Genomic DNA, 18,766 nt, shown 5'->3' with positions numbered 1-18,766 from the left:
GGACGTCGATACCTGATCGCCACACGGGTCCCACAAAAAGGGTCAGCGGGTTGTCCAAGGCCGCAGTTTCTCCGGGTTCCGGATGGCCCAGATGCGGGTGATCCGGCCGTCGTCGATGTCGAAGGCGTAGACCGACACGATGGTGTCGGCGAGCTGGGCCACCAGGCCGGGTTGGCCGTTCACCGTGCGCTCGAGCAGCGCGATCTCGGGGCCTCGGGCGACGATGTCGATCCAGGCGCGGGCGATCTGCTCGCCGCCGGTGATCGGGTGAGGAAGGCCGGAGCCAGGCCGCCGCTGTCGGCTGTCGCGGTCGCCTGCGGATCGACCAGGCCGATCAGCGCCTCGATATCTCTCGTCTCCCAGGCCCGTCTGAAGCGCTGATCACCTCGGGGAGGTGCGGGTCGGTCTCCGTCGGCTCCTTCGGTCTGCGTCCCTTACCTGAATCGACGAATCAGCGACCCGATTTGTGCGGCGGCCTGACATTCCGGACGGCTGTGTCGTCGGAAGGTCGTGACACTGTCAGCAAAGCAGGAGTTCGGAAAATGATCAGGATCGGCATCATCCTCGGCAGTACTCGGCCCAACCGCAACGGTCCGCAGGTCGCACGGTGGGTTCTGGACACGGCATCGCAGCGCGGCGACGCCGAGTTCGAACTGATCGATCTGCGTGACCACCCGCTACCGCATCTGGACGAGCCGGCGCCGCCGATGTTCGGCCCATCGGTCCATGAACACACCCGCGCCTGGGCCGCGCGGATCGCCCCGTTCGACGGCTTCGTGTTCGTGACACCGGAATACAACGGCGGTGTTCCCGGGGTGCTGAAGAACGCCATCGACCACCTGTGCGCGGAATGGACCGACAAGGCGGTCGGATTCGTCTCCTACGGCGTGAGCGGCGGCGCCCGCGCCGTGGTGCAGCTGCGGACGGTCTGCGGCACGCTGGGCATGGCCGACGTGGGCTATCAGGTCGCGATCTCGGTGCTCACCGATTTCGAAAACCACACGACCTTCACACCGCGCGACCACCATGTCGCCGCCCTGAACAAAACGCTGGATCAGGTCATCGCCTGGAGCGCCGCGCTCGCGCCACTGCGCGCCGAGTCTCCGGTTACCGTGCGCTGAACCCCGGCAGCCCGTCTCCGGCGAATCATCGTCGTCGGACGATCGAAACCGCAAAGGACCGCCTTGCGGTCAGAAATTTCTTGAATGGAGAATGCAGTGACTTCGAACGATTCCGAAGTTGGTACCGCAGTGGCGATGCCGGCGCAACGCGAGGTAGACGAAGCCGAGATTGCGCAGCAAGTCGACAAGATAGTCGCGGGAATCCGAGCCAAGGATCTCGAGACCCTGAAGCAGGTCTACGCAACGGATGTCGTGTCCTTCGACGTCGAGCCGCCGCTGCAACATGTCGGTATAGCAGCGAAATTGGAGAACTGGGCGAAAGTGTTCATGTTCTTCCAAGATGTGACTTATGAGGTTCGCGATCTGACACTCACCGTGGGCGACGATGTGGCATTCGGGCACGGCTTCGGTCGGCTCAGCGGCACGCTGAAGAACGGACCGGCGACGAGCGGTATGTGGGTCCGGGTCACTTTCGGCTTCCGGAAGCTCGACGGCAATTGGTTGATCACGCACGACCAGGCTTCAGTGCCGTTCGACATTTCTACCGGCAAAGGAGTGGCCGACCTCGAGCCCTGATTCGGGACATCGCGGGCGGTGCTGCGGCTATAGGAACTGTACGACCGGCGCAGCCACCGCCGCGGTTCCGCCTGCGACCCACGCGCATCGGCCGTTCGGATCTCGGCGGTATTCGCCGAACCATCTCGAAAATGGTCTCATAATTTGCTGGCATGCTTGCTCAAGTGCCGGTACAGCGTCGCGCGTGAGATGTCGAATTCGGCGGCGATCTCGTCGATGGGGCGGCCGGAATCCCGCATGTGGCGGGCGGTTTCGATCATTTCCGAGGTCATTGCGCCTGGGCGGCCGCGGCGGTTCGGGCGGATGGGGACCTTGGCGGCCGGTATGTGGACGGGGTCGCTGTGGGCGGCCGAAGGTTGTGGATCGGCAGCAGTGCCGAGTAATCGCCGGGCACCATCGAGAATCGCCTCGCGCAACTCGTCGGCGGCCCGGTCGGCGAAGATGACCACCGGATCGCTCAGTGCCGCATAGACCTGCGCGGCACGCACTCGGGTGGTGAAATCGGCGCCGGGCCCGGCGATCAGGTCCTGGGCCGACAGTGCGATGGTGCGCAATCGCGCGAAGGTCGCATCGTCGGCGGATAATGCCTGGTCCTGCATTTGCATCCGCAATAGCTGACCGTGCGAAAGCCACACCTCGAGCAACCCGGCCACCACCGCCCAGCGGCGCGCCTGCGCGTCCCGCCCGCGTGCCGCCGCCTCGAGCACCGCTTCGCTGTCGACCAGCAGCGGCTCCACGAGTGCGGCGACGATATCGCTCTTGCTCGGGAAGTGGTAGAGCACAGCGGTTTTCGTCAGCCCGACCCGTTCGGCGATCTCGCGCACGGAAACCGTGTGGTATCCGCGTTCGGCGAACAGGTCGAGCGCGGTCTGCAGGATGCGGGCACGCGAATCGTCGGCCATGGTGACCGATCCTACCGCTTGACTGACCGTTGGTCAGCGCCATACAGTGGTCTCACTGACCAGTGGTCAGGTGGTCTCGAGACAAGGAGCGGGCAATGCGGATTCTGATCTCCGGTGCGAGCATCGCCGGCCAGACCCTGGCGTATTGGCTTGTGCGGCACGGCTTCCAGCCGACCATCGTCGAGCGCGCGGCCGGACTGCGTGTCGGTGGCCAAGGGGTGGACGTGCGGGATCAGGCGATAGAGGTCGCCGAGCGCATGGGCATCATGTCGCAGATCCGATCGGCGGCCGCCGATGTCGCCGGGATGCGGTTCGTGAACACCACCGGCGACTCCATCGCCCAGGTAGATATGCAGAAGATCAAGGACAAGTACGCCAGCGCCGAGGTGGAGATCATGCGCGGCGATCTCGTCCGGATCCTGCACGCCAGCAACCGCGACGTGGAATACCTGTTCGGCGATTCGATCCGGGCCCTCGACGAGGATGACGACGGCGTCACCGTCACCTTCGAACACGCTCCGCAGCAGCGATTCGACCTGGTCATCGGCGCGGATGGGCTGCACTCCGCCGTGCGGCGACTGGCCTTCGGTCCGGAATCGAATTTCGTCCGCCACCTGGACCACTACTTCGCCTTCGGCGACGCCGACGCGGCGCTCGGGCCCGACCGCTGGGTCAGCGTCTACAACACCCCGGGCGCGATGGCAGGTATCTACCGTTCCGGCAATCACGCACAGGCCAAGGCCTACTTCATATTCCGCAGCCCACTTCTCGACCTCGATCCGCGCGACAGCGCCGCGGCCCGCGCGCTGCTGACCGGACGGTTCGGCACCGAATCCGCATGGCATGTGGCACAACTGCTCGACGGCGCACTCGCCGATCCGGACTTGTATTTCGACTCCCTCGGCCAGGTCCACATGGATTCCTGGTCGACCGGTCGCATCGCCCTCGTCGGTGACGCCGCCTATTGCGCCTCACCGGCATCCGGAGCCGGTGCCGAACTCGCCCTCGTCGGCGCCTACCGGCTCGCCGGCGCACTCGCCACCGCGAACGGCGACTACCGCACCGGTTTTCGCCGCTACGAGCAGAGCCACCGCGCACTGGTCGACCGCAAACAGCAAATCGGACCGAACCTGCGGCTGATGGTGCCGAAAACCCGCTCGGGCATGGCAATTCGGAATACCCTCACGCGACTCCCCGTGCTGGAGTCCATGGCCGGTATGGAACGCATCATGGCGCCGAAGACGAACGAATCCTTGCCGGAATATCCGGAGATTCCGGTCACTGCCAAGGCGTGCCGTACGGCGTAGGGTGCCGATCATGGGGTTCACAGTCGATCGGTTCGACCACATCGTCATCAACTGCGTCGATATCGAGGCGACTGCCGCATGGTACGAAATGGTCCTCGGCATGCGGGTGCAGAAGTTCGGACCGAACGGCCGCACCGCATTGTGCTTCGGCAATCAGAAGATCAACCTGCGGCCGATCGGTGCCCGCACGGTCGACCCGGACTGGGAGACAGCGCGTACCGAGGCCGCGGGCTCGGAGGATCTGTGCTTCGTCACCCACGCATCGCCCCAGGAAGTGCGAGATCACTTGGTGGCCTGTGGCATCGAGATCACTAATGGCCCGGTCACCAAGTCCGGCGCGCTCGGCGACATGATCTCGCACTACTGCCGTGACCTGGATGGCAATCTGGTGGAGATCGCGGTCTATCCGGACCGGGCCTGAACTCAGCGGCGCAGGAATTCCAGGGTGGCGCGTTCGAAGGCCGCCTTGGCCTCGATCATGACCCAGTGACCGCTGTTCGGGAAGACATGCAGTTCCGCATTGGGAATCTGCCGCATCGGGACGAGCGCCATATCCGGCGGGCTGACCCGGTCGTCCAGACCCCAGGTGAGCAGGGTCGGGCATTGCACTTTGTGCAGCATCGACCAATAGGGCGGTGTATTCGAATTCGCCAAGAATTTCTGCTGCATGGCCCACGCGGCCGAGCCGTACATCATGGCGGCGGTCTGCTGGGTATCCGGATGCTGGGCGGCCGCCCAGCGTTCCTCGATGATCTCATCGGTGATCACCGCGGGGTCGTAGACCATGGCCCGCAACCAGCGCAGCAACTTGTCCCGATCGGGTTTGTCGGCGAATTCCTGCAGCAGCCGAATCCCTTCGCTCGGACTGGAACTGAAGATATTCGGACCGATCCCGCCGATGGTGACCAGCTTGCGCACCCGCTGCGGATGCTGGATCGCCAGATTCGCCGCGACCACGCCACCCATCGAATTGCCGATCATGGCAGCGGATTCGATGCCGAGCCCGTCCATGAACCGCAGCACTGCCGCGCCCGCGGTCAGCACGGGGTGTCCGTCCACCGGGTCGCTCACGCCGAATCCGGGGAATTCGAGGATGTAGCAGTGGAAGTGCTCGGCGAAGACCGCCAGATTCCCGCGATAGTTACGCCACCCGTTCACGCCGATCCCGGAGCCGTGCAGCAGTAACAGCGGCGGCCCGTCGCCCGCCTCGTGATAGCGCAGCACGCCCTGATCGGTGGCGAGCTCCCGTTTCGTGCCTTCGTATGTCACGTCCATACCCGACACGTTAGAACACGTTCTAGATCGGGCCGTGCATGACAGTTATATCGACCCGCAAAACGAACCGTCGGGTACATAATTGCGCAACGCTGGGCGATTCGTGGCGTAGCGCCCGGGCGAGTATCTATGATCTCCGCTTGGCAACTCGGCACCGCACGACGAGGAATCATGAGCTACCGAACGATCACGACCGCGACCGTGCTCGGCACCGCGATCGCCGCACTGGCCTGCACCGCGCCGACGGCGAATGCCGCGGTGACCAGGGTGGGGGTGATGCCGGATTCGAATTACGGCATGGCGACCAACTACGGTACCGACTGCCCGGCCACCGCCGAGGCCTATGTCAGCAATGCCGCCGAACCGGTCTCCTTCTACGACAACGGCGTCCTGTTCGGAGTGGTCCGACCGCTGGGCGGTATCGCCCTGCTGACCTGGATCCCGAAGACCACCGGCCCGCACACGCTCAGCGCCGTGCAGGCCCCGGACGTCACGCCTATCGGAACGGTCGACGTTCGGGTCGGCACCGGCGTACATGTCGGCTTCGCCTGCATCGTCTTCGGCAACTGATTCAGGCTGTTCGGCCTCGGGCGCTCAAAGCACCCCGATGGCCTTGAGTAGTAGCAGGGTCAGACCGGCCGTACCCGCGAAGGCGACGCCGCCGTCACGAATCACGATGCCCGCGGGCGAGCCGCTGACCTTGGAGAGAATTCCGGATATCACCGCGACGATGATGCCGACGAGCACGGCGACGACAACGAACAAGACCTGGACGGTAGTGGACACTCGACGCTCCCTCGATGTGGATCGTCGCAGTGTAAGGAGTGCGGTGGCTATCGTGTAGCAAAGTTGCGGGATTTGCTGCGGCTAGGCCGGTTTGGTTGCCGCCAGTCCGTACAGCAGCGGGAGGATGGGGTCCGCCGGCGGGAGCCGGAACCAGCCGTTGTCGGTGCGGATCATGCGGGACCAGCGCGGCCACGGCAACATCTCGGTTTCGGTGAGATCGGTAATGCGCAGCCCCGCGCCGATCAGGGCATTGATCACTTCGCCGAGCCCGTGGCGCCATTCGTATACCGTCGTGTTGCTGGCCAGTGCCGGGCCATCGGTGTACGTGTGGTCGCTGTCGCGGCGCTGCGCACCACGCCCCTCGAGGTAATCATCGTGCAGGACAAGTGAATCCGGATCGACGCCAGCCGGTGGCGTCGGTCCGAGGGAGTGCAGCAGCGGGTGGAATTCGACGATGTACACCAGACCGCCCGGGCGCAGCAGTTCGGCGAGCACCGCCGCCCAGCGCGGCAGGTCGGGCAGATAGCAGAGCGCACCCTTGCCGGTGTAGACGATGTCGAATTGCCTGTGCCCCAACGCATTCGGCGCATCGTAGACATCGGCGCACACGTACTCGACGGCATCGGCGGCGAGTTCTCGGGCGTGCCTCATGGAGGCGGGGGAGAAGTCGAGACCGACCGCCGTTGCCCCGCGCTTGGCGAATTCGATTGTCTCGGTACCGAGATGGCACTGCAGATGTAGCACATCGCGGTCGCGCACATCGCCGAGGACATCCCATTCGAAGGGGGCGAACCAATACGACGAATCGCGATCGCGATAGAACTCGCTGGCCGCGTGAATCGGGGCACGGGCATCCCAGTTACCGCGGTTCGCCAGCAGTTGATCGAGGCCGTCGTCGCTGTCCACCGAGCCATCGTATTTCGGCAGTCGGATGCCGATGGCGGGTCCGCCGACGATTCAAAGGATTCTCTCACGTAATTTTGGCACGGTACACGGAAAACCGAGGTTCACTGGAGTTACAGAGTTGTGCGGATCGGCAGTGTTGGGGCAGGTCCAGCCCAAGGAGGTCAGACCTTGCAGACAACCGCTTCGATCGCCATCGTCCGTCCGGATCCGGCAAAGCTCGGCGGTATCACGCCCGGTGTGGTGAGCGCCCGTGGGCGGCGCTCGCTCAATGCCGACGCCTTCGCCACCTACACCGACCCCGCCGTCGGGCGTACCGCGTTCGTTGTCGCCGACGGGGTCGGCGACAACCTGCCAGCGGCCAGGGCGGCGCGGACAGCGGCCTCGGTCGCCGCGCGGATCGGTGCGGGCAACGGCGCGCTGGCCGGCGTGGTCGCGGCCCAGCAGGAGTTGCTGCGTGAATTCCCGGAAGAGCAGGCCGACAGCGTGCTCGTGATCGCCGTGCTCCCCGCCGCCGATCAGCCCGACGGGCCCTGCGATATCGCCTGGGTCGGGGACTGTCGCGCCTACCGTTGGAACGGCCGGGTGCTGCACCAGATCACGACTGACCACACCGTGGCGGAGTTCATGCGCGCCAGGGGGGTTCGCCCGGCGAATCGCATGGACCACCTCGTCACCACCTCCACCCGCACCGCGAGTCCGGATGTCATCGGCCGCGCCGCCACCGGATCGAGCCGGGGCCGACTGCTGTTGAGCACCGACGGCGTGCACAAGCGGCTCGATATGGTCGAGATCAAGTCGATACTCGTCGCGGGGCAAACCGCGGCCGGCACCGCGGAAACCTTGGTGGACAACGCATTACAAGCTGGTAGCACCGACAATGCGACGGCACTGGTCGTGGACTGCCGGTAGCCCCGATTCCTGCTAGAACTAGCTCGTCGGTGTTTGTCGAGTGGAGTGTGGGGTTATGCGGGCGATTCAGATCGGTGAACTGGGCGGACCCGAGGTGTTGCAGGAGGTGGAGCTCGATGCTCCGGAGCCGGGGCCAGGTGAGATCGCGATCGATGTCGAATATGTCGGGGTGAACTTCGCCGACCTGCAGGCGCGTTCGGTGGGGTATCGGGTCCGGGATCTGCCGTTCGTGCCGGGACTCGAACTTTCGGGGCGGGTGCGTTCGATCGGCGCCGATGTCGACGGGTTCACGGTCGGCCAGTCGGTGGCGGCGATCACCGAGGGCGGCGCTTACGCCGAGGTCGCCGTGGTGACTGCCGCGACGGTCTTCGCGGTGCCCGATGGTGTCGATTTGCGAACGGCCGCAACGCTTCCCACGGTGCTGCCGACCGCTTACGCGCTGATCAACACCGTCGGCAAGCTGCAGCCGGGGGAGACCGTGCTGGTGCAGGCCGCGGCGGGTGGGGTGGGCACCGTGGTGGGGCAGGTGGCCAAGCTGGCGGGGGCCGGCGCCGTGTACGGCGTGGTCTCCAGCGAGGCCAAGGCGGAATACGCGCGCAAACTCGGTTATGACGACGCCTTCCTGGCCGAGACCTTCGAGACCGATGTCCGGGAGGCCACCGGCGGACGCGGCGTCGATATCGTGCTCGACCCGGTCGGCGGGCAGACCTTGCGGCGCGGCCTCGAATCGCTGGCGCTGTTCGGTCGGCTGATCTCCTATGGCAATGCCAGTGGTGAGCCGGGCTGGCAGATCGGCCAGCCCGAGCTCTATCCGAGGGGTCTGTCGATCTCCGGATTCTCGATCCTCGGCCTCACCGCCGATGCGCCGCAGGTATTGCGCGAGATTGCCGATCGGGCCTTTCGGTTGGTCACCACAGGTCAGGTGGAATTGCCGATCACCGCGGAGTTCCCGCTGTCGGAGGTCGCCGAGGCACACCGATTGATGGCCAGTCGCGCCTCGACCGGCAAGCTGGTACTCGCGGTCCACGGCTGAAACTATTTGTCGGCCAGCCAGTTTCCGTGGAATCCGTAGGGCACTCGGGCGGGTAGATGGATGGTCGCGACCGGTGGCGCGGCCAACTCCGACGCGTCGACGATGACGAGATCGCTCCGATCGGTGTCGGCGTTGTAGACGTAGGTCATGAGATAGCCGTCGCCGCCGGGGCGGTCGTCCGCGGGTGCGAATGCGGCCTCGGCTGGAATGCGGCCCGGACCGAATTCGTGTGCCGTGCTGGTGCCGGTGTGCAGGTCGTAGCGCAGTAATGCGCCGCTGTCCCCGGCGACGGTGGCGTGGCCGAAGCGAGAATCCAGACCCGCGAGCCGGTCGTCGATGCGCGGGAATTCGGCGTCGCGATCGTCGAGCTGTTCTTCGGCGACGGTGCCGGTGGCCAGATCGATGGTCCAGCGCCAGAGCGAGGCGCGCTCCGGAAGGTGCGAATCCTGCCGCCACAGACTGGGATAGCGGATCACATGCAGCACGATCCGGCCGGGCTCATCATGGGCATTGAGGGTGTGGAAGACGTAGCACGAATCGATCGGGAACCACCGGATCGCGCCGTGCGGGTCGTCACGGCGCAGCACCCCGAGCCGGGCCTGGTAGTCGTCGCGCCACCGGAACGGCATGCCGCCACCGGATTTCGCGGTCTCGAGATCGAAAACCACTGGCAGATCCATGAATACGACATGGCTGGCGGTGAGGTTGAAGTCGTGGTGCATGGTCGCGGCGGGCACCTCGATCGGGCGGCTGACCACTAGATTGCCAGCGGCGTCCGCGCGGTGGTAGGTCAGATAGGGCGCGGTGAAGTCGTAGCCGAAGAAATGCAGTTCGCCGGTTGTCGGGCAGGTCTTGGGATGCGCGGTCATGGCGGTGCGCAGCTTGCCGTCGAAGTCGTAGGGCCCGACCGTGTCCAGCTCACAGGTCAATTCGTACGGGTAGGACGATTCGACGAGTGCCAGGGTGCGTCCGGCGTGCCGGATGACATGTGTATTGGCGAGCCCCGCGGTGAGATCGAGGTTGCCATCGGCATCGCGGACCTGAGCGCCGTCGGTGAAGGTGGAGGTGCGGACCCACCGGTTGCGGTAGGAGACCGCGCGGCCCTGTTCGAGCCGGACGCCGTGCACCATGCCGTCGCCGAGGAACCAGTGCGCGGAGGCCGCGGCATGCGGATTCGGGCCGTTGCGCAGGTACCAGCCGGTCAATTCGGCGGGAATCGTTCCGGTGATGGGTAATTCGTAGGCGGTGAGCTCTTCGGTGACGGCTGCGTAGTTGCCGGTCAGGTGCGGAACCGAGGTGGTCATGACAGGGCCTGTCTGTTCAGGATGCGGAAGGGTCGAGCGAGTTCGCCTTCGCCCGGATGTAGGCGACGTAGCAGATCGTGAAGAGCACCGGAAGGACGAAGGCGAGGACCTGCACGATGGTGCGCAAACCCGAGGTGGAGTGCGCGAGCGCGGTCAGTGCGAGGCAGCCGATGACGAAACTCGCGGTCCACACCGAGGTGATGACATACGCCGTGCGGATGAAGACCGGATGATCCCAAAGTTCCTGCGGTGTGGTCTGTTTGGCGATCGGCAGCGTGAACGGCGCGCGCACCGCCAGCGATAATCCCGCTACCACGGCGAGCACGCCGGAGGAGAGCGCCGGAGTGTAGGGGTGCAGGGCGCTGTCCGGATCGGCGAAGGCGACGACGGCCAGCGCCGCGAAGAAGACGAGCGAGCCGATATCGATGGCCATGGCTTCCAGTCGCTGACCGGCTCGGACCTGCTGGGCGATGCCGAGTACCGAGACGCCGAGGGCGGCGAGCGCGGCCCACTGCCAGTACTGCGACGGGACCACCGCGAAGACGATCCATGGGGCGAAAGCGCGCAGATAGGACATGTCCGAGAACTCCTCGATATTCCAGTTTTGACATGTCTAAGTTAGAGGCTCAGCTTTCGACATGTCAATAGTGGAATGTAGGCTGAGGGCATGAGTCTCCGGTATGCCCTGCTCGGACTGCTGGCCGATCGTCCGGCCAGTGGCTACGACCTGCTGCAACGATTCAAGGTGTCGCTGGCCAATGTCTGGCCCGCCACCCAGAGTCAGATCTATACCGAACTCACCAAGCTCGCCGATGCGGGCTCGATCGCGGTATCGGATGAGGGGCCGCGCGGCCGCAAGGAGTACACGATCACCGACGCGGGCCGGACGGATCTGCGGGAGTGGCTCACCACGACCAAGCCGAAACGTGTGGCGCGCAATGAAATGCTGCTGCGCGTCTTCTTTCTCGGCGCGGTTTCCCGGGCGTACGCCCGCGACTACCTGTCCGATATCGAAACCGGATCCGAGAAGGCCGGGGCCGAACTGGCCGCACTCGAGGCGTCGATCGACTGGGACGATGACGATCTGTCCGTCTACGGACGCATCGCGATGGAGTGGGGCAAGCGGTTCCATGCGATGAGCCGAGAGTGGGCCGACTGGGCCATCGGTCAGATTCCGGAGCGGTAGGCCGAATATGTTTCGAATCGGGCTGCGCGTCAATCCTAGAATATGAATATCAGGATGCTTTATGAGTGACTTGGAGAACTATCTTCACGAATATGGACCTGATCTTGAATGATCTTCATACTCGCACTGAGGTGATCGAACCGATCACGTGTCGCCAATCCGCTGGATCGACGTACAGGAGTGTTGATGAAGATCGGAATTCCCCGAGAGGTCAAAAACCACGAGTACCGGGTCGCGTGCACACCCGCCGGTGCGCACGAGCTGGTTTCGCGCGGACATGAGGTGTACATCGAGGCCGGTGCCGGTCAGGGGTCGGCGTTCGAGGATATGGCGTACGCGGCCGTCGGGGCGCGGGTACTGGACACCGCCGATGAGGTCTGGGGCACCGCGGAAATGGTGCTCAAGGTGAAAGAGCCGGTGGCCGAGGAGTATTCGCGCATGCGCGAGGGGCAGCTACTGTTCACCTACCTGCATCTGGCGGCATCCAAGGAGTGCACCGACGCGTTGCTGAACTCCGGGATCACCTCGATCGCCTACGAGACCGTCACCGGTAACGGCGGCTCGCTGCCGCTGCTCGCGCCGATGAGCGAGGTCGCGGGCCGGCTCGCGCCGCAGGCCGGTGCGTATCACCTGATGCGCAGCGGCGGCGGTCGCGGCGTGCTGATGGGCGGTGTGCCGGGTGCGCGTCCGGCGAACGTGGTCGTGCTGGGCGGTGGTGTTTCGGGGAGCAATGCGATCGCCGTCGCGGTCGGCATGCACGCCGACGTGACCGTGCTGGATCTGAATATCGCGCGACTGCGTGCGCTGGACGAGCGGTATCGCGGTCAGGTCCGGACCATCATCTCCAACACCTTCGAGGTGGAGAGTCTGGTCCGGGAGGCGGATCTGGTGATCGGTGCGGTGCTGGTGCCCGGTGCGAAGGCACCGACGCTGGTGTCCAACGACCTTGTCGCACAGATGAAGCCGGGTTCGGTGCTGGTCGATATCGCCATCGATCAGGGCGGTTGCTTCGCGGATTCGCGACCGACCACCCATGCCGAGCCGACCTACCAGGTGCACAATTCGGTCTTCTACTGCGTCGCCAATATGCCCGGCGCGGTGCCGTACACCTCGACCGTCGCGCTCACCAATGCCACACTGCCGTACGCGATTTCGCTCGCCGAGCGCGGCTGGCGCGAGGCGGCCGCCGCGGATCCGGGCCTGGCCGCCGGCCTGAGCACACACCGCGGCCACCTGCTGTCCGAATCCGTTGCAGCTGCACACGATTACGCCGCCGAGAGACTCGCCGCCTAGGGATGGCACCCGGCGGGGTGGGCGAGCTAAGCCATCGGGCTGGTTCGCGGGCGCACGTGCTCGAAGATGAGGATCGTCTCGGTGGAGGCGACCGCGGGATGTGCGCTCAGGTGTTCCAGTACGAAGACCCGCAGTCCCTCGCTGTCGGCCGTGGCGACATGGATCAGATAGTCGTCGGCGCCCGCGATGAAGTACACGTTCAGCACTTCGTCGAGTACGGCCAATTGCTCCCCGAACTCGGCGAGGTGCGGACGTGCATTGGCATGCACCCGAACCGCGATCATGGCCTGTAGATTCCGGCCGAGCGCCGCCGGATCGATATCGGCGTGGAATCCGCGAATCACGCCGCGCTCCACCAGCGACCGCACCCGCCCCAGGCATGTCGACGGCGCGATCCCCGCGACATCGGCGAGCGCACTATTGGTCATGCGCCCGTCCCGTGCGAGCTGATCGAGCAGGATCCGGTCGATATCGTCCAACTGCACCGCCGGACGGGGTGTGGTTCGCACTGCACCGACCGCAGGGCCGATCGGCGAATCAATCTTCCTCACCAGGCCAACTGTATCGAAGATCATTCGATCCAGGGCCGGTCATTGCGCTAGGATCGTCGCGTGGATATCTATTGGCGTGCTGTCACGCCGCCGCCGTGCGCCTGATCGGGTGCACCTGCTGAATTTCTGATTCGCGGTCCGGGCTGTTCCAGAGGGCAGTCTCGGTGTGATGTCGTGCGCCCGTTTCGAATCCCTGTCGAATTCGATGACGGAAGTGCATGGCCTTGTCTGATATCAAATCTTTTGTCGCGGTTGAACGTTCGGGTGCCGCGGCGTTCAGTGGTCCGGTTCCCATCCTGGCCGCGGCGGTGCTGTGGGGGACCACCGGAACCACCAGTTCATTGGCTCCCGCGGGCGCGCCCGCGGCGGCGATCGGCTCCGCCGGGTTGGTGTTCGGTGGGCTGTTGTTGTTCTTGTCCACCGGTACGCGGTTGCGGTGCACGCGCGGCGAGTGGTGGTTGGTTGTCGTCGGTGCGTTGGCAGTGGCGGGGTATCCGGTGACCTTCTATCCGGCCGTTGCGCGGACGGGCGTGGCCGTCGCCACCGTGATCGCCCTCGGTAGTGCGCCGGTTTTCGCCGGGCTGTTGGCCTGGGTTGCCGGGCAGGGTAACCCGACTCGGCGGTGGATCGGTGCCACCGCGGCGGCGGTACTCGGCTGTGCCGTCCTCGTGCTCGGACCCGAAATGACAGGTGGGACCGCATCGGTCGACCTGTTCGGCATCGTGCTCGCCGCATTCGGTGGACTCACCTACGCCGTCTATTCGCTGATCGGCGGCAGGCTCATCGCGCACGGCCATTCGTCGAATGCGGTGATGGGCACGATGTTCGGCATCGGCGGATTGCTGGTGCTGCCGGTTGTGTTGTGCACCGACACATCCTGGCTGCACACCGGTCGCGGCGCCGCGGTGGCGCTGCATCTCGCGGTGTTCACCACCTTCGTCGCCTACCGCCTGTTCGGCTACGGTCTGCGGCATACGTCCGCGCAGGTGGCGACGACCTTGACGCTCGCCGAACCCGCCGTGGCCGCGGTGCTCGGTGTGGTCGTGGTCGGTGAGCGGTTGCCGATAGCGTCGTGGTGCGGGTTGGCGGTGTCGGCACTCGGGCTCGCATTCCTGACACTCCGCGCGCGCGACCGCTGACCGGTGCTCGACGCCTACCGATTCGCCTGTGTCAGTGCGGATTCGGCGGCGTCGAGCGCTCGATTGTCATGGTTTCCATGAATACCCCTCCCGCTCGTCTACTACACGCGATAGTATTGCGGTGTGAGGCGGGACGCCAGGCCTCACTGGCCCGGGGCGGGCGCTTTGGCGCGCAACACCTCCAAGAACGCGCGCATCCACTGCGGATGATCCGGCCAGGCGCGACCGGTCACGATATTGCCGTCGATATGGGCCGGACTGTCTTCCCATTGCGCGCCAACGGCATTCAGATCCGGTGCCAACGCCGGATAGGCGCTCGACGAGCGGCCGTTCAGCGCGCCGACGGCAAGGAGAATCAGCGGACCGTGGCACAGCGCCGCGATCGGTTTGTCCTCGTCGACGAAATGTTCGACGACCCTGCGGCACTCCGCATCGCCGCGCAGATACTCCGGCGCCCGTCCGCCGGGCAGTACCAACGCCGCGTACCGACTCGGATCGACATCGGCCAGCGCGATATCGGCGGGCCAGGTGTGTCCGGGCTTCTCGGTGTAGGTATCGAAACCGTCGACGAAGTCGTGCACTACGAACTGCAGCTTCTTGGCGGTGGGGGCGGCCACCTGGACCTCATACCCCTCCTCGAGCAGCCGCTGGTAGGGGTACATGACCTCCAGGTCCTCGGCCGCGTCTCCGGTGATCAGCAATACGCTTGTCACGGCACATCACCTCCGGTGCGAATTTTATCGACAATGGCAGCGCAGGCACGGGCTTTCGAGTTATGCGGGACGCGGGTGCGGGCGGATCTGTTCGAGTTGGGCGGCAACGGACAGGATGGTGGTCTCGCCATTCGCCGGTCCAACCAGTTGAACCGCCAGGGGGAGTCCATCGCTGGCCATGCCCGCCGGAAGCGAGGCGGCGGGATGCCCGGTCACGTTCCAGAATCCGGTGAAGGCGACCATGGGGATCGAGGCGAGTTGTGCGCGGACGGGGTTCACATTGTCGAGGACGCCGACCCGCGGCGGACGGTGCGCAATGGTAGGGGTCAGCAGCAGATCGCACTTGTCGAAAATGCGATCGGCCTTGCGCGCCAAGGCTTCACCGCGACGCATGGCCCATTCGACGACCGGCCGGCGAGCCCAGGAACCGAGCATCAGGTTTTGGCGAGTGCGGCGTTCGAGCCGTTCCGGATGATCGACGAGCGGGATCTCGGCGAGTACGCCTCCGTAGAACTGCGGATAGAAGGCGGACGTGAAATCGGGATAGGCCGGATCGATCTCGGTGACCGTATGCCCCAGTTGAGCAAGGAGTTCGCCGGTGTCGTGCACCGCGCGCACATGTTCGGGCACCGCCTTCGCGAGCACCGTCTGTGATTTCGTGGTGTAGCCGATGCGCAGTTTGGTCGGTGTGCGCCGGGCGGCCTCCTCGAACGACAGCTCCGGATCGGGGGCGCGGAAACGGTCGGCCGGTGTGGCGCCACGGATGACGTCGTAGACGATCGCCGAATCCCGCACGCTTCGGGTGAGCGGGCCGATGACGCCCAACGCCCACCACAGATGTTCGTTCGGTGCGGTCGGCACCCGTCCGCGCTGAGTTTTCAGGCCGAAGAGTCCACAGCAGGCTGCGGGAATCCGGATCGAGCCGCCGCCGTCACCGCCGAGCGCGGCGGGCACCAGCCCCGCCGCCACCGCCGCTGCTGAACCACCGCTGGAGCCGCCGGCCGAGCGGGTCGAGTCCCACGGATTGCGGGTCAGCCCGTAGGTGGTGGATTCGGTGTAGGGCCACTGCCCGAACTCCGGCATGGTGGTCTTACCGACGATGACCGCACCCGCCGCCCGGAGCCGCCGCACCACCTCGGCATCGGCGACCGCCGGGGTGAGGTTGGCGCGGGTGCCGAAAGTGGTCGGGACGCCCGCAACGTCGATCTCGTCCTTCACCGCGATCGGGACGCCGTGCAGCGGTCCGCGCGACGCGACGTCCTGCTGATCGCGTTCGATGGCTTCGGCGACGGCTTGCTCGTGCAGGACGCTGGTGAAGGCATTGAGCTCGCCCGCCTGGTCGATCCCGTCGAGGGTCGCCTCGATCAGTTCACGGGCCGTCAGCACCCCTTGATCCAGCAGCTGTCGCTGCTCCCACACACCCGCGGACACGACCTCGCGAAGATCCATCTCTACCGCTCCCTCCGACCCACACGTCATGTCGATGCGAGCTGCGAGCAGTCGCCGAGCTGGCGTGACCTGTGGAATCAGTCATTGATCCGAGCACCCGACAGTAGATAGTCAACTGACCATTCCGCAATCGATACGGGCCGCACGCGCGCTGGGTTCAATGTTGCAAGTAACAATATTTCTGAACGCTACAGCCAGGGCACCCCGGCCCGCAGCAACACATTGGCATACGGGCGGGCCTCACCGGTGCGCACCACGAACCGGCAGGCACCGATGCGCTGTTTGAAGTCGTCGTGGTCGATCAACTCCGCGTTCAGGCGGCCCCTGAGCAAGGCCGCGGCCTCCGGATTCTGGTCCACGACGTCGCGGCTGCCCCAGGCGGCTTCGACGGTGACCTCGTCGAGGATCAGGTCGAGGATCGGCTCGAACCGGGGGAATCCATAGCTGATGCCGAGGTCGATGACCGGCACGCCGACGGGTGTCGGTAGTCCGGAGTCGCTGACGGCGAAGAGGTCGGTATGGCGCAGCGCCGTGAGCGCGGCGAGCAACTCGGCGTGAATGAGTCCGCTGGTGCGCAAGGTTCGGTTCCTTCTCGAAGAGGGTCAGACAAGTGGCTGGGCCACGGGGATGGCCGCGAGCGCCGTGACGATCTGGTCCCCGGTGGGGTAGGAGGCATGGGTTCCCGGCGTCTGGACGGCAAGCGCACCAGCCGCGGTGGCGTAGGCCACGGCGCCGCCCAGCGGCATTCCGTCGGCGAGTGCGGTGGCCAGCGCACCGACGAAGGCATCGCCCGCGCCGGTCGAATCCACCGAATTCACCTGTGGCGCAGCCTGATATCCGCCCGCGACCGGTGCAGGCACATCGCAGCGATGCGCCCAGACCGACCCGGCGGCGCCCAAGGTGGCGACGACGGATTCCACCCCGCGCAGGCACAGTGAACGGGCCAGGTGGAATGCCTGTTCGGGTGTCCGCGCGGTGGCCCCGGTCAGTGCCGCAAGTTCGGATTCGTTGACGATCAGCGGGTGGCAGCGGAGCAGCAGCTCATCCGGCAGCGCCGTCGCCGGCGCGGCATTGAGGACGAACCGGCGCGCCCGCCGCGCGGCCCATTCGACCACGTTCGGCGGCACTTCGAGCTGTGCGACAACGACTTCCGCCGACCGCAGCAAATCGGCCTCGGCCATGGTGTCGAGTTCGGATTCGGGTTCCCAGCGGAAGTTGGCGCCGGGATCGACCACGATCTGGTTCTCGCCGTCGGCGACGGTGATATAGGCCGTCCCGGTCCGCGCGTCCCGCACCTCACGCAGCGCGGTGAGCTCGACACCACACTCGCGCAACGATTTCCGCAATCCGGGATCGGCGTCACGACCGATTCTGCCGATGAATTCGACGCGGCCGCCCGCTCGTGCCGCCGCGACGGCCTGATTGGAACCCTTGCCACCCAGGTTGGTTCGCGAGCGCAGTGCCAGCACGGTTTCGCCCGGCCGTGGCAGCTGCTCCACCTCACAGACGATGTCCTGGTTCACCGAGCCGAGGACGACAACCGTCACGACTCGGCTCCGTTCGCGGTGACCTCCAGATTGCCGGGTGCGGCACCGGTGATCAGTGCGACCAGCCGGTCACCATCCACCTCGTCGATCCGATGCGCCGCAACGGATCTGCCGCGCCGCAGCACCACCACGTTGTCACAGATGCGCATGACCTGTGCCAGATCGTGGCTGATGATCAATACGGTGATCCCGCGCTCGCGCAAGCCGCGCACCAACTTCTCGACCGCCGCGGTCTCCCGCACGCCGAGTGCGGCGGTCGGCTCGTCCATGATCACCATGGATTTGCCCCAGGCCACCGCGCGGGCGATGGCGATGCTCTGACGCTGACCGCCGCTCATCCGGCGCACCGTGGTGCGCACCGAGGGCACATCGACATCCAGATCGCGCATGATCTCACCGCTGCGGGCGATCATCGCCCTGCGGTTGACGATGCCGAGCGGATATACCAACTCGCGGTTGAGAAACAGGTTCTGCCACACGGCCAGATCATCGATGAGGGCGAGATCCTGATACACGGTCTCGATGCCCATCCTGCGCGCGTCCTCCGGCGAGCGCAGGCGCACCGGTTCGCCTTTGAACAGAATCTGACCGGTATCGGGGGTCTGCACGCCCGTCAGGCAGCGCACCAATGTCGACTTGCCCGCACCGTTATCGCCGACCAGCGCGGTGACCTCGCCCTCGGGGATCGTCAGCGAGACCCCGGCCAGCGCGCGTACCGAGTCGAAGGACTTGGTGAGTTCGCGCGCCTCCAGCAATGGAATCGTCATGT

24 protein-coding genes are annotated in these 18,766 nt (G+C 65.6%); 11 read left to right on the top strand and 13 right to left on the bottom strand.

Features of this window, described 5'->3' with window-relative positions; genetic code table 11:
* Positions 1-42: 42 nt before the first annotated feature.
* Positions 43-183 (bottom strand): hypothetical protein, encoded by a 141-nt coding sequence (locus ACQPYR_RS27205; protein WP_433621786.1) that lies wholly within the window; start codon positions 181-183, stop codon positions 43-45.
* Here ACQPYR_RS27205 and ACQPYR_RS27200 point away from each other — a divergent pair.
* From ACQPYR_RS27200 to ACQPYR_RS27190, 3 genes are all read left to right on the top strand, one after another.
* The gene (locus ACQPYR_RS27200; protein ID WP_433621785.1) at positions 172-381 is read left to right on the top strand and encodes a hypothetical protein; all 210 of its coding nucleotides are present in this window, start codon (positions 172-174) and stop codon (positions 379-381) included. The two genes, ACQPYR_RS27205 and ACQPYR_RS27200, sit on opposite strands and share 12 nt — an antisense overlap.
* Before the next feature lie 161 nt (positions 382-542).
* On the top strand, positions 543-1,121 hold the full coding sequence (locus ACQPYR_RS27195; RefSeq protein ID WP_433621784.1) for an NADPH-dependent FMN reductase: 579 nt from the start codon (positions 543-545) through the stop codon (positions 1,119-1,121).
* Between the two features lie 96 nt (positions 1,122-1,217).
* Positions 1,218-1,697, top strand: coding sequence for a YybH family protein (locus tag ACQPYR_RS27190; protein WP_433621783.1), 480 nt, complete (start codon positions 1,218-1,220; stop codon positions 1,695-1,697).
* A 137-nt stretch (positions 1,698-1,834) separates the two neighbouring features.
* Here the strand turns inward: ACQPYR_RS27190 and ACQPYR_RS27185 are convergent, their stop codons facing one another.
* Positions 1,835-2,599: a TetR family transcriptional regulator gene (locus ACQPYR_RS27185; protein ID WP_433621782.1), complete on the bottom strand. Its 765-nt coding sequence runs from the start codon at positions 2,597-2,599 to the stop codon at positions 1,835-1,837.
* A 95-nt stretch (positions 2,600-2,694) separates the two neighbouring features.
* On the opposite strand from ACQPYR_RS27185, the gene ACQPYR_RS27180 reads away from it, so the two are divergent.
* Together ACQPYR_RS27180 and ACQPYR_RS27175 are read left to right on the top strand one after the other, a co-directional pair.
* Positions 2,695-3,906, top strand: a complete 1,212-nt coding sequence (locus tag ACQPYR_RS27180) for an FAD-dependent monooxygenase (protein ID WP_433621781.1) — start codon at positions 2,695-2,697, stop codon at positions 3,904-3,906.
* A gap of 10 nt (positions 3,907-3,916) precedes the next feature.
* A complete protein-coding gene (locus ACQPYR_RS27175) occupies positions 3,917-4,327 on the top strand; it encodes a VOC family protein (RefSeq protein ID WP_433621780.1) in 411 nt (136 codons plus the stop codon).
* 2 nt (positions 4,328-4,329) lie between these two features.
* On the opposite strand, the gene ACQPYR_RS27170 is transcribed toward ACQPYR_RS27175, so the two are convergent.
* Positions 4,330-5,181: an alpha/beta fold hydrolase gene (locus ACQPYR_RS27170; protein ID WP_433621779.1), complete on the bottom strand. Its 852-nt coding sequence runs from the start codon at positions 5,179-5,181 to the stop codon at positions 4,330-4,332.
* A 171-nt stretch (positions 5,182-5,352) separates the two neighbouring features.
* Between ACQPYR_RS27170 and ACQPYR_RS27165 the strand changes: the two genes are divergently transcribed.
* Entirely contained in the window at positions 5,353-5,751 is a 399-nt protein-coding gene (locus ACQPYR_RS27165; protein WP_433621778.1) for a hypothetical protein, read from the top strand.
* A gap of 24 nt (positions 5,752-5,775) precedes the next feature.
* Here the strand turns inward: ACQPYR_RS27165 and ACQPYR_RS27160 are convergent, their stop codons facing one another.
* Together ACQPYR_RS27160 and ACQPYR_RS27155 are read right to left on the bottom strand one after the other, a co-directional pair.
* Entirely contained in the window at positions 5,776-5,967 is a 192-nt protein-coding gene (locus ACQPYR_RS27160; protein WP_062987240.1) for a hypothetical protein, read from the bottom strand.
* Positions 5,968-6,048: 81 nt separating this feature from the next.
* Complete coding sequence (locus ACQPYR_RS27155) at positions 6,049-6,873, bottom strand: class I SAM-dependent methyltransferase (protein WP_433621777.1); 825 nt, start codon at positions 6,871-6,873, stop codon at positions 6,049-6,051.
* A 168-nt stretch (positions 6,874-7,041) separates the two neighbouring features.
* Between ACQPYR_RS27155 and ACQPYR_RS27150 the strand changes: the two genes are divergently transcribed.
* Complete coding sequence (locus ACQPYR_RS27150) at positions 7,042-7,782, top strand: PP2C family protein-serine/threonine phosphatase (RefSeq protein WP_433621776.1); 741 nt, start codon at positions 7,042-7,044, stop codon at positions 7,780-7,782.
* Between the two features lie 55 nt (positions 7,783-7,837).
* On the top strand, positions 7,838-8,815 hold the full coding sequence (locus ACQPYR_RS27145; protein ID WP_433621775.1) for a quinone oxidoreductase family protein: 978 nt from the start codon (positions 7,838-7,840) through the stop codon (positions 8,813-8,815).
* Positions 8,816-8,817: 2 nt separating this feature from the next.
* Here ACQPYR_RS27145 and ACQPYR_RS27140 read toward each other — a convergent pair whose 3' ends face one another.
* Complete coding sequence (locus ACQPYR_RS27140) at positions 8,818-10,119, bottom strand: carotenoid oxygenase family protein (RefSeq protein ID WP_433621774.1); 1,302 nt, start codon at positions 10,117-10,119, stop codon at positions 8,818-8,820.
* A gap of 16 nt (positions 10,120-10,135) precedes the next feature.
* Positions 10,136-10,696: a hypothetical protein gene (locus ACQPYR_RS27135; protein WP_433621773.1), complete on the bottom strand. Its 561-nt coding sequence runs from the start codon at positions 10,694-10,696 to the stop codon at positions 10,136-10,138.
* 90 nt (positions 10,697-10,786) lie between these two features.
* Here ACQPYR_RS27135 and ACQPYR_RS27130 point away from each other — a divergent pair, with 90 nt between their 5' ends.
* Together ACQPYR_RS27130 and ald are read left to right on the top strand one after the other, a co-directional pair.
* Positions 10,787-11,305 (top strand): PadR family transcriptional regulator, encoded by a 519-nt coding sequence (locus ACQPYR_RS27130; protein WP_433621772.1) that lies wholly within the window; start codon positions 10,787-10,789, stop codon positions 11,303-11,305.
* Positions 11,306-11,491: 186 nt separating this feature from the next.
* A complete protein-coding gene (gene ald / locus ACQPYR_RS27125) occupies positions 11,492-12,598 on the top strand; it encodes an alanine dehydrogenase (RefSeq protein ID WP_433621771.1) in 1,107 nt (368 codons plus the stop codon).
* Positions 12,599-12,624: 26 nt separating this feature from the next.
* Here ald and ACQPYR_RS27120 read toward each other — a convergent pair whose 3' ends face one another.
* Positions 12,625-13,128 (bottom strand): Lrp/AsnC family transcriptional regulator, encoded by a 504-nt coding sequence (locus ACQPYR_RS27120; RefSeq protein WP_433635256.1) that lies wholly within the window; start codon positions 13,126-13,128, stop codon positions 12,625-12,627.
* 239 nt (positions 13,129-13,367) lie between these two features.
* On the opposite strand from ACQPYR_RS27120, the gene ACQPYR_RS27115 reads away from it, so the two are divergent.
* Positions 13,368-14,288, top strand: a complete 921-nt coding sequence (locus ACQPYR_RS27115; protein ID WP_433621770.1) for an EamA family transporter — start codon at positions 13,368-13,370, stop codon at positions 14,286-14,288.
* Between the two features lie 143 nt (positions 14,289-14,431).
* Here the strand turns inward: ACQPYR_RS27115 and ACQPYR_RS27110 are convergent, their stop codons facing one another.
* The 5 genes from ACQPYR_RS27110 to ACQPYR_RS27090 all read right to left on the bottom strand — a co-directional run bounded on the left by ACQPYR_RS27110 (position 14,432) and on the right by ACQPYR_RS27090 (position 18,764).
* A complete protein-coding gene (locus ACQPYR_RS27110) occupies positions 14,432-15,001 on the bottom strand; it encodes a DJ-1/PfpI family protein (RefSeq protein WP_433621769.1) in 570 nt (189 codons plus the stop codon).
* A 60-nt stretch (positions 15,002-15,061) separates the two neighbouring features.
* Positions 15,062-16,450, bottom strand: coding sequence for an amidase (locus ACQPYR_RS27105; protein WP_433621768.1), 1,389 nt, complete (start codon positions 16,448-16,450; stop codon positions 15,062-15,064).
* 188 nt (positions 16,451-16,638) lie between these two features.
* Complete coding sequence (gene rbsD, locus ACQPYR_RS27100) at positions 16,639-17,028, bottom strand: D-ribose pyranase (RefSeq protein ID WP_433621767.1); 390 nt, start codon at positions 17,026-17,028, stop codon at positions 16,639-16,641.
* A 24-nt stretch (positions 17,029-17,052) separates the two neighbouring features.
* Positions 17,053-17,997: a ribokinase gene (locus tag ACQPYR_RS27095; RefSeq protein ID WP_433621766.1), complete on the bottom strand. Its 945-nt coding sequence runs from the start codon at positions 17,995-17,997 to the stop codon at positions 17,053-17,055.
* Complete coding sequence (locus ACQPYR_RS27090; RefSeq protein ID WP_433621765.1) at positions 17,994-18,764, bottom strand: ATP-binding cassette domain-containing protein; 771 nt, start codon at positions 18,762-18,764, stop codon at positions 17,994-17,996. Before ACQPYR_RS27090 ends, ACQPYR_RS27095 begins: the two co-directional genes overlap by 4 nt.
* Positions 18,765-18,766: the final 2 nt, after the last annotated feature.

This window comes from Nocardia sp. CA-120079 (assembly GCF_050955745.1).
Classification (GTDB): domain Bacteria; phylum Actinomycetota; class Actinomycetes; order Mycobacteriales; family Mycobacteriaceae; genus Nocardia.
The sequence above is the reverse complement of the archived record's forward strand: the minus strand, read 5'-3'. Positions and strand labels throughout refer to the sequence as shown.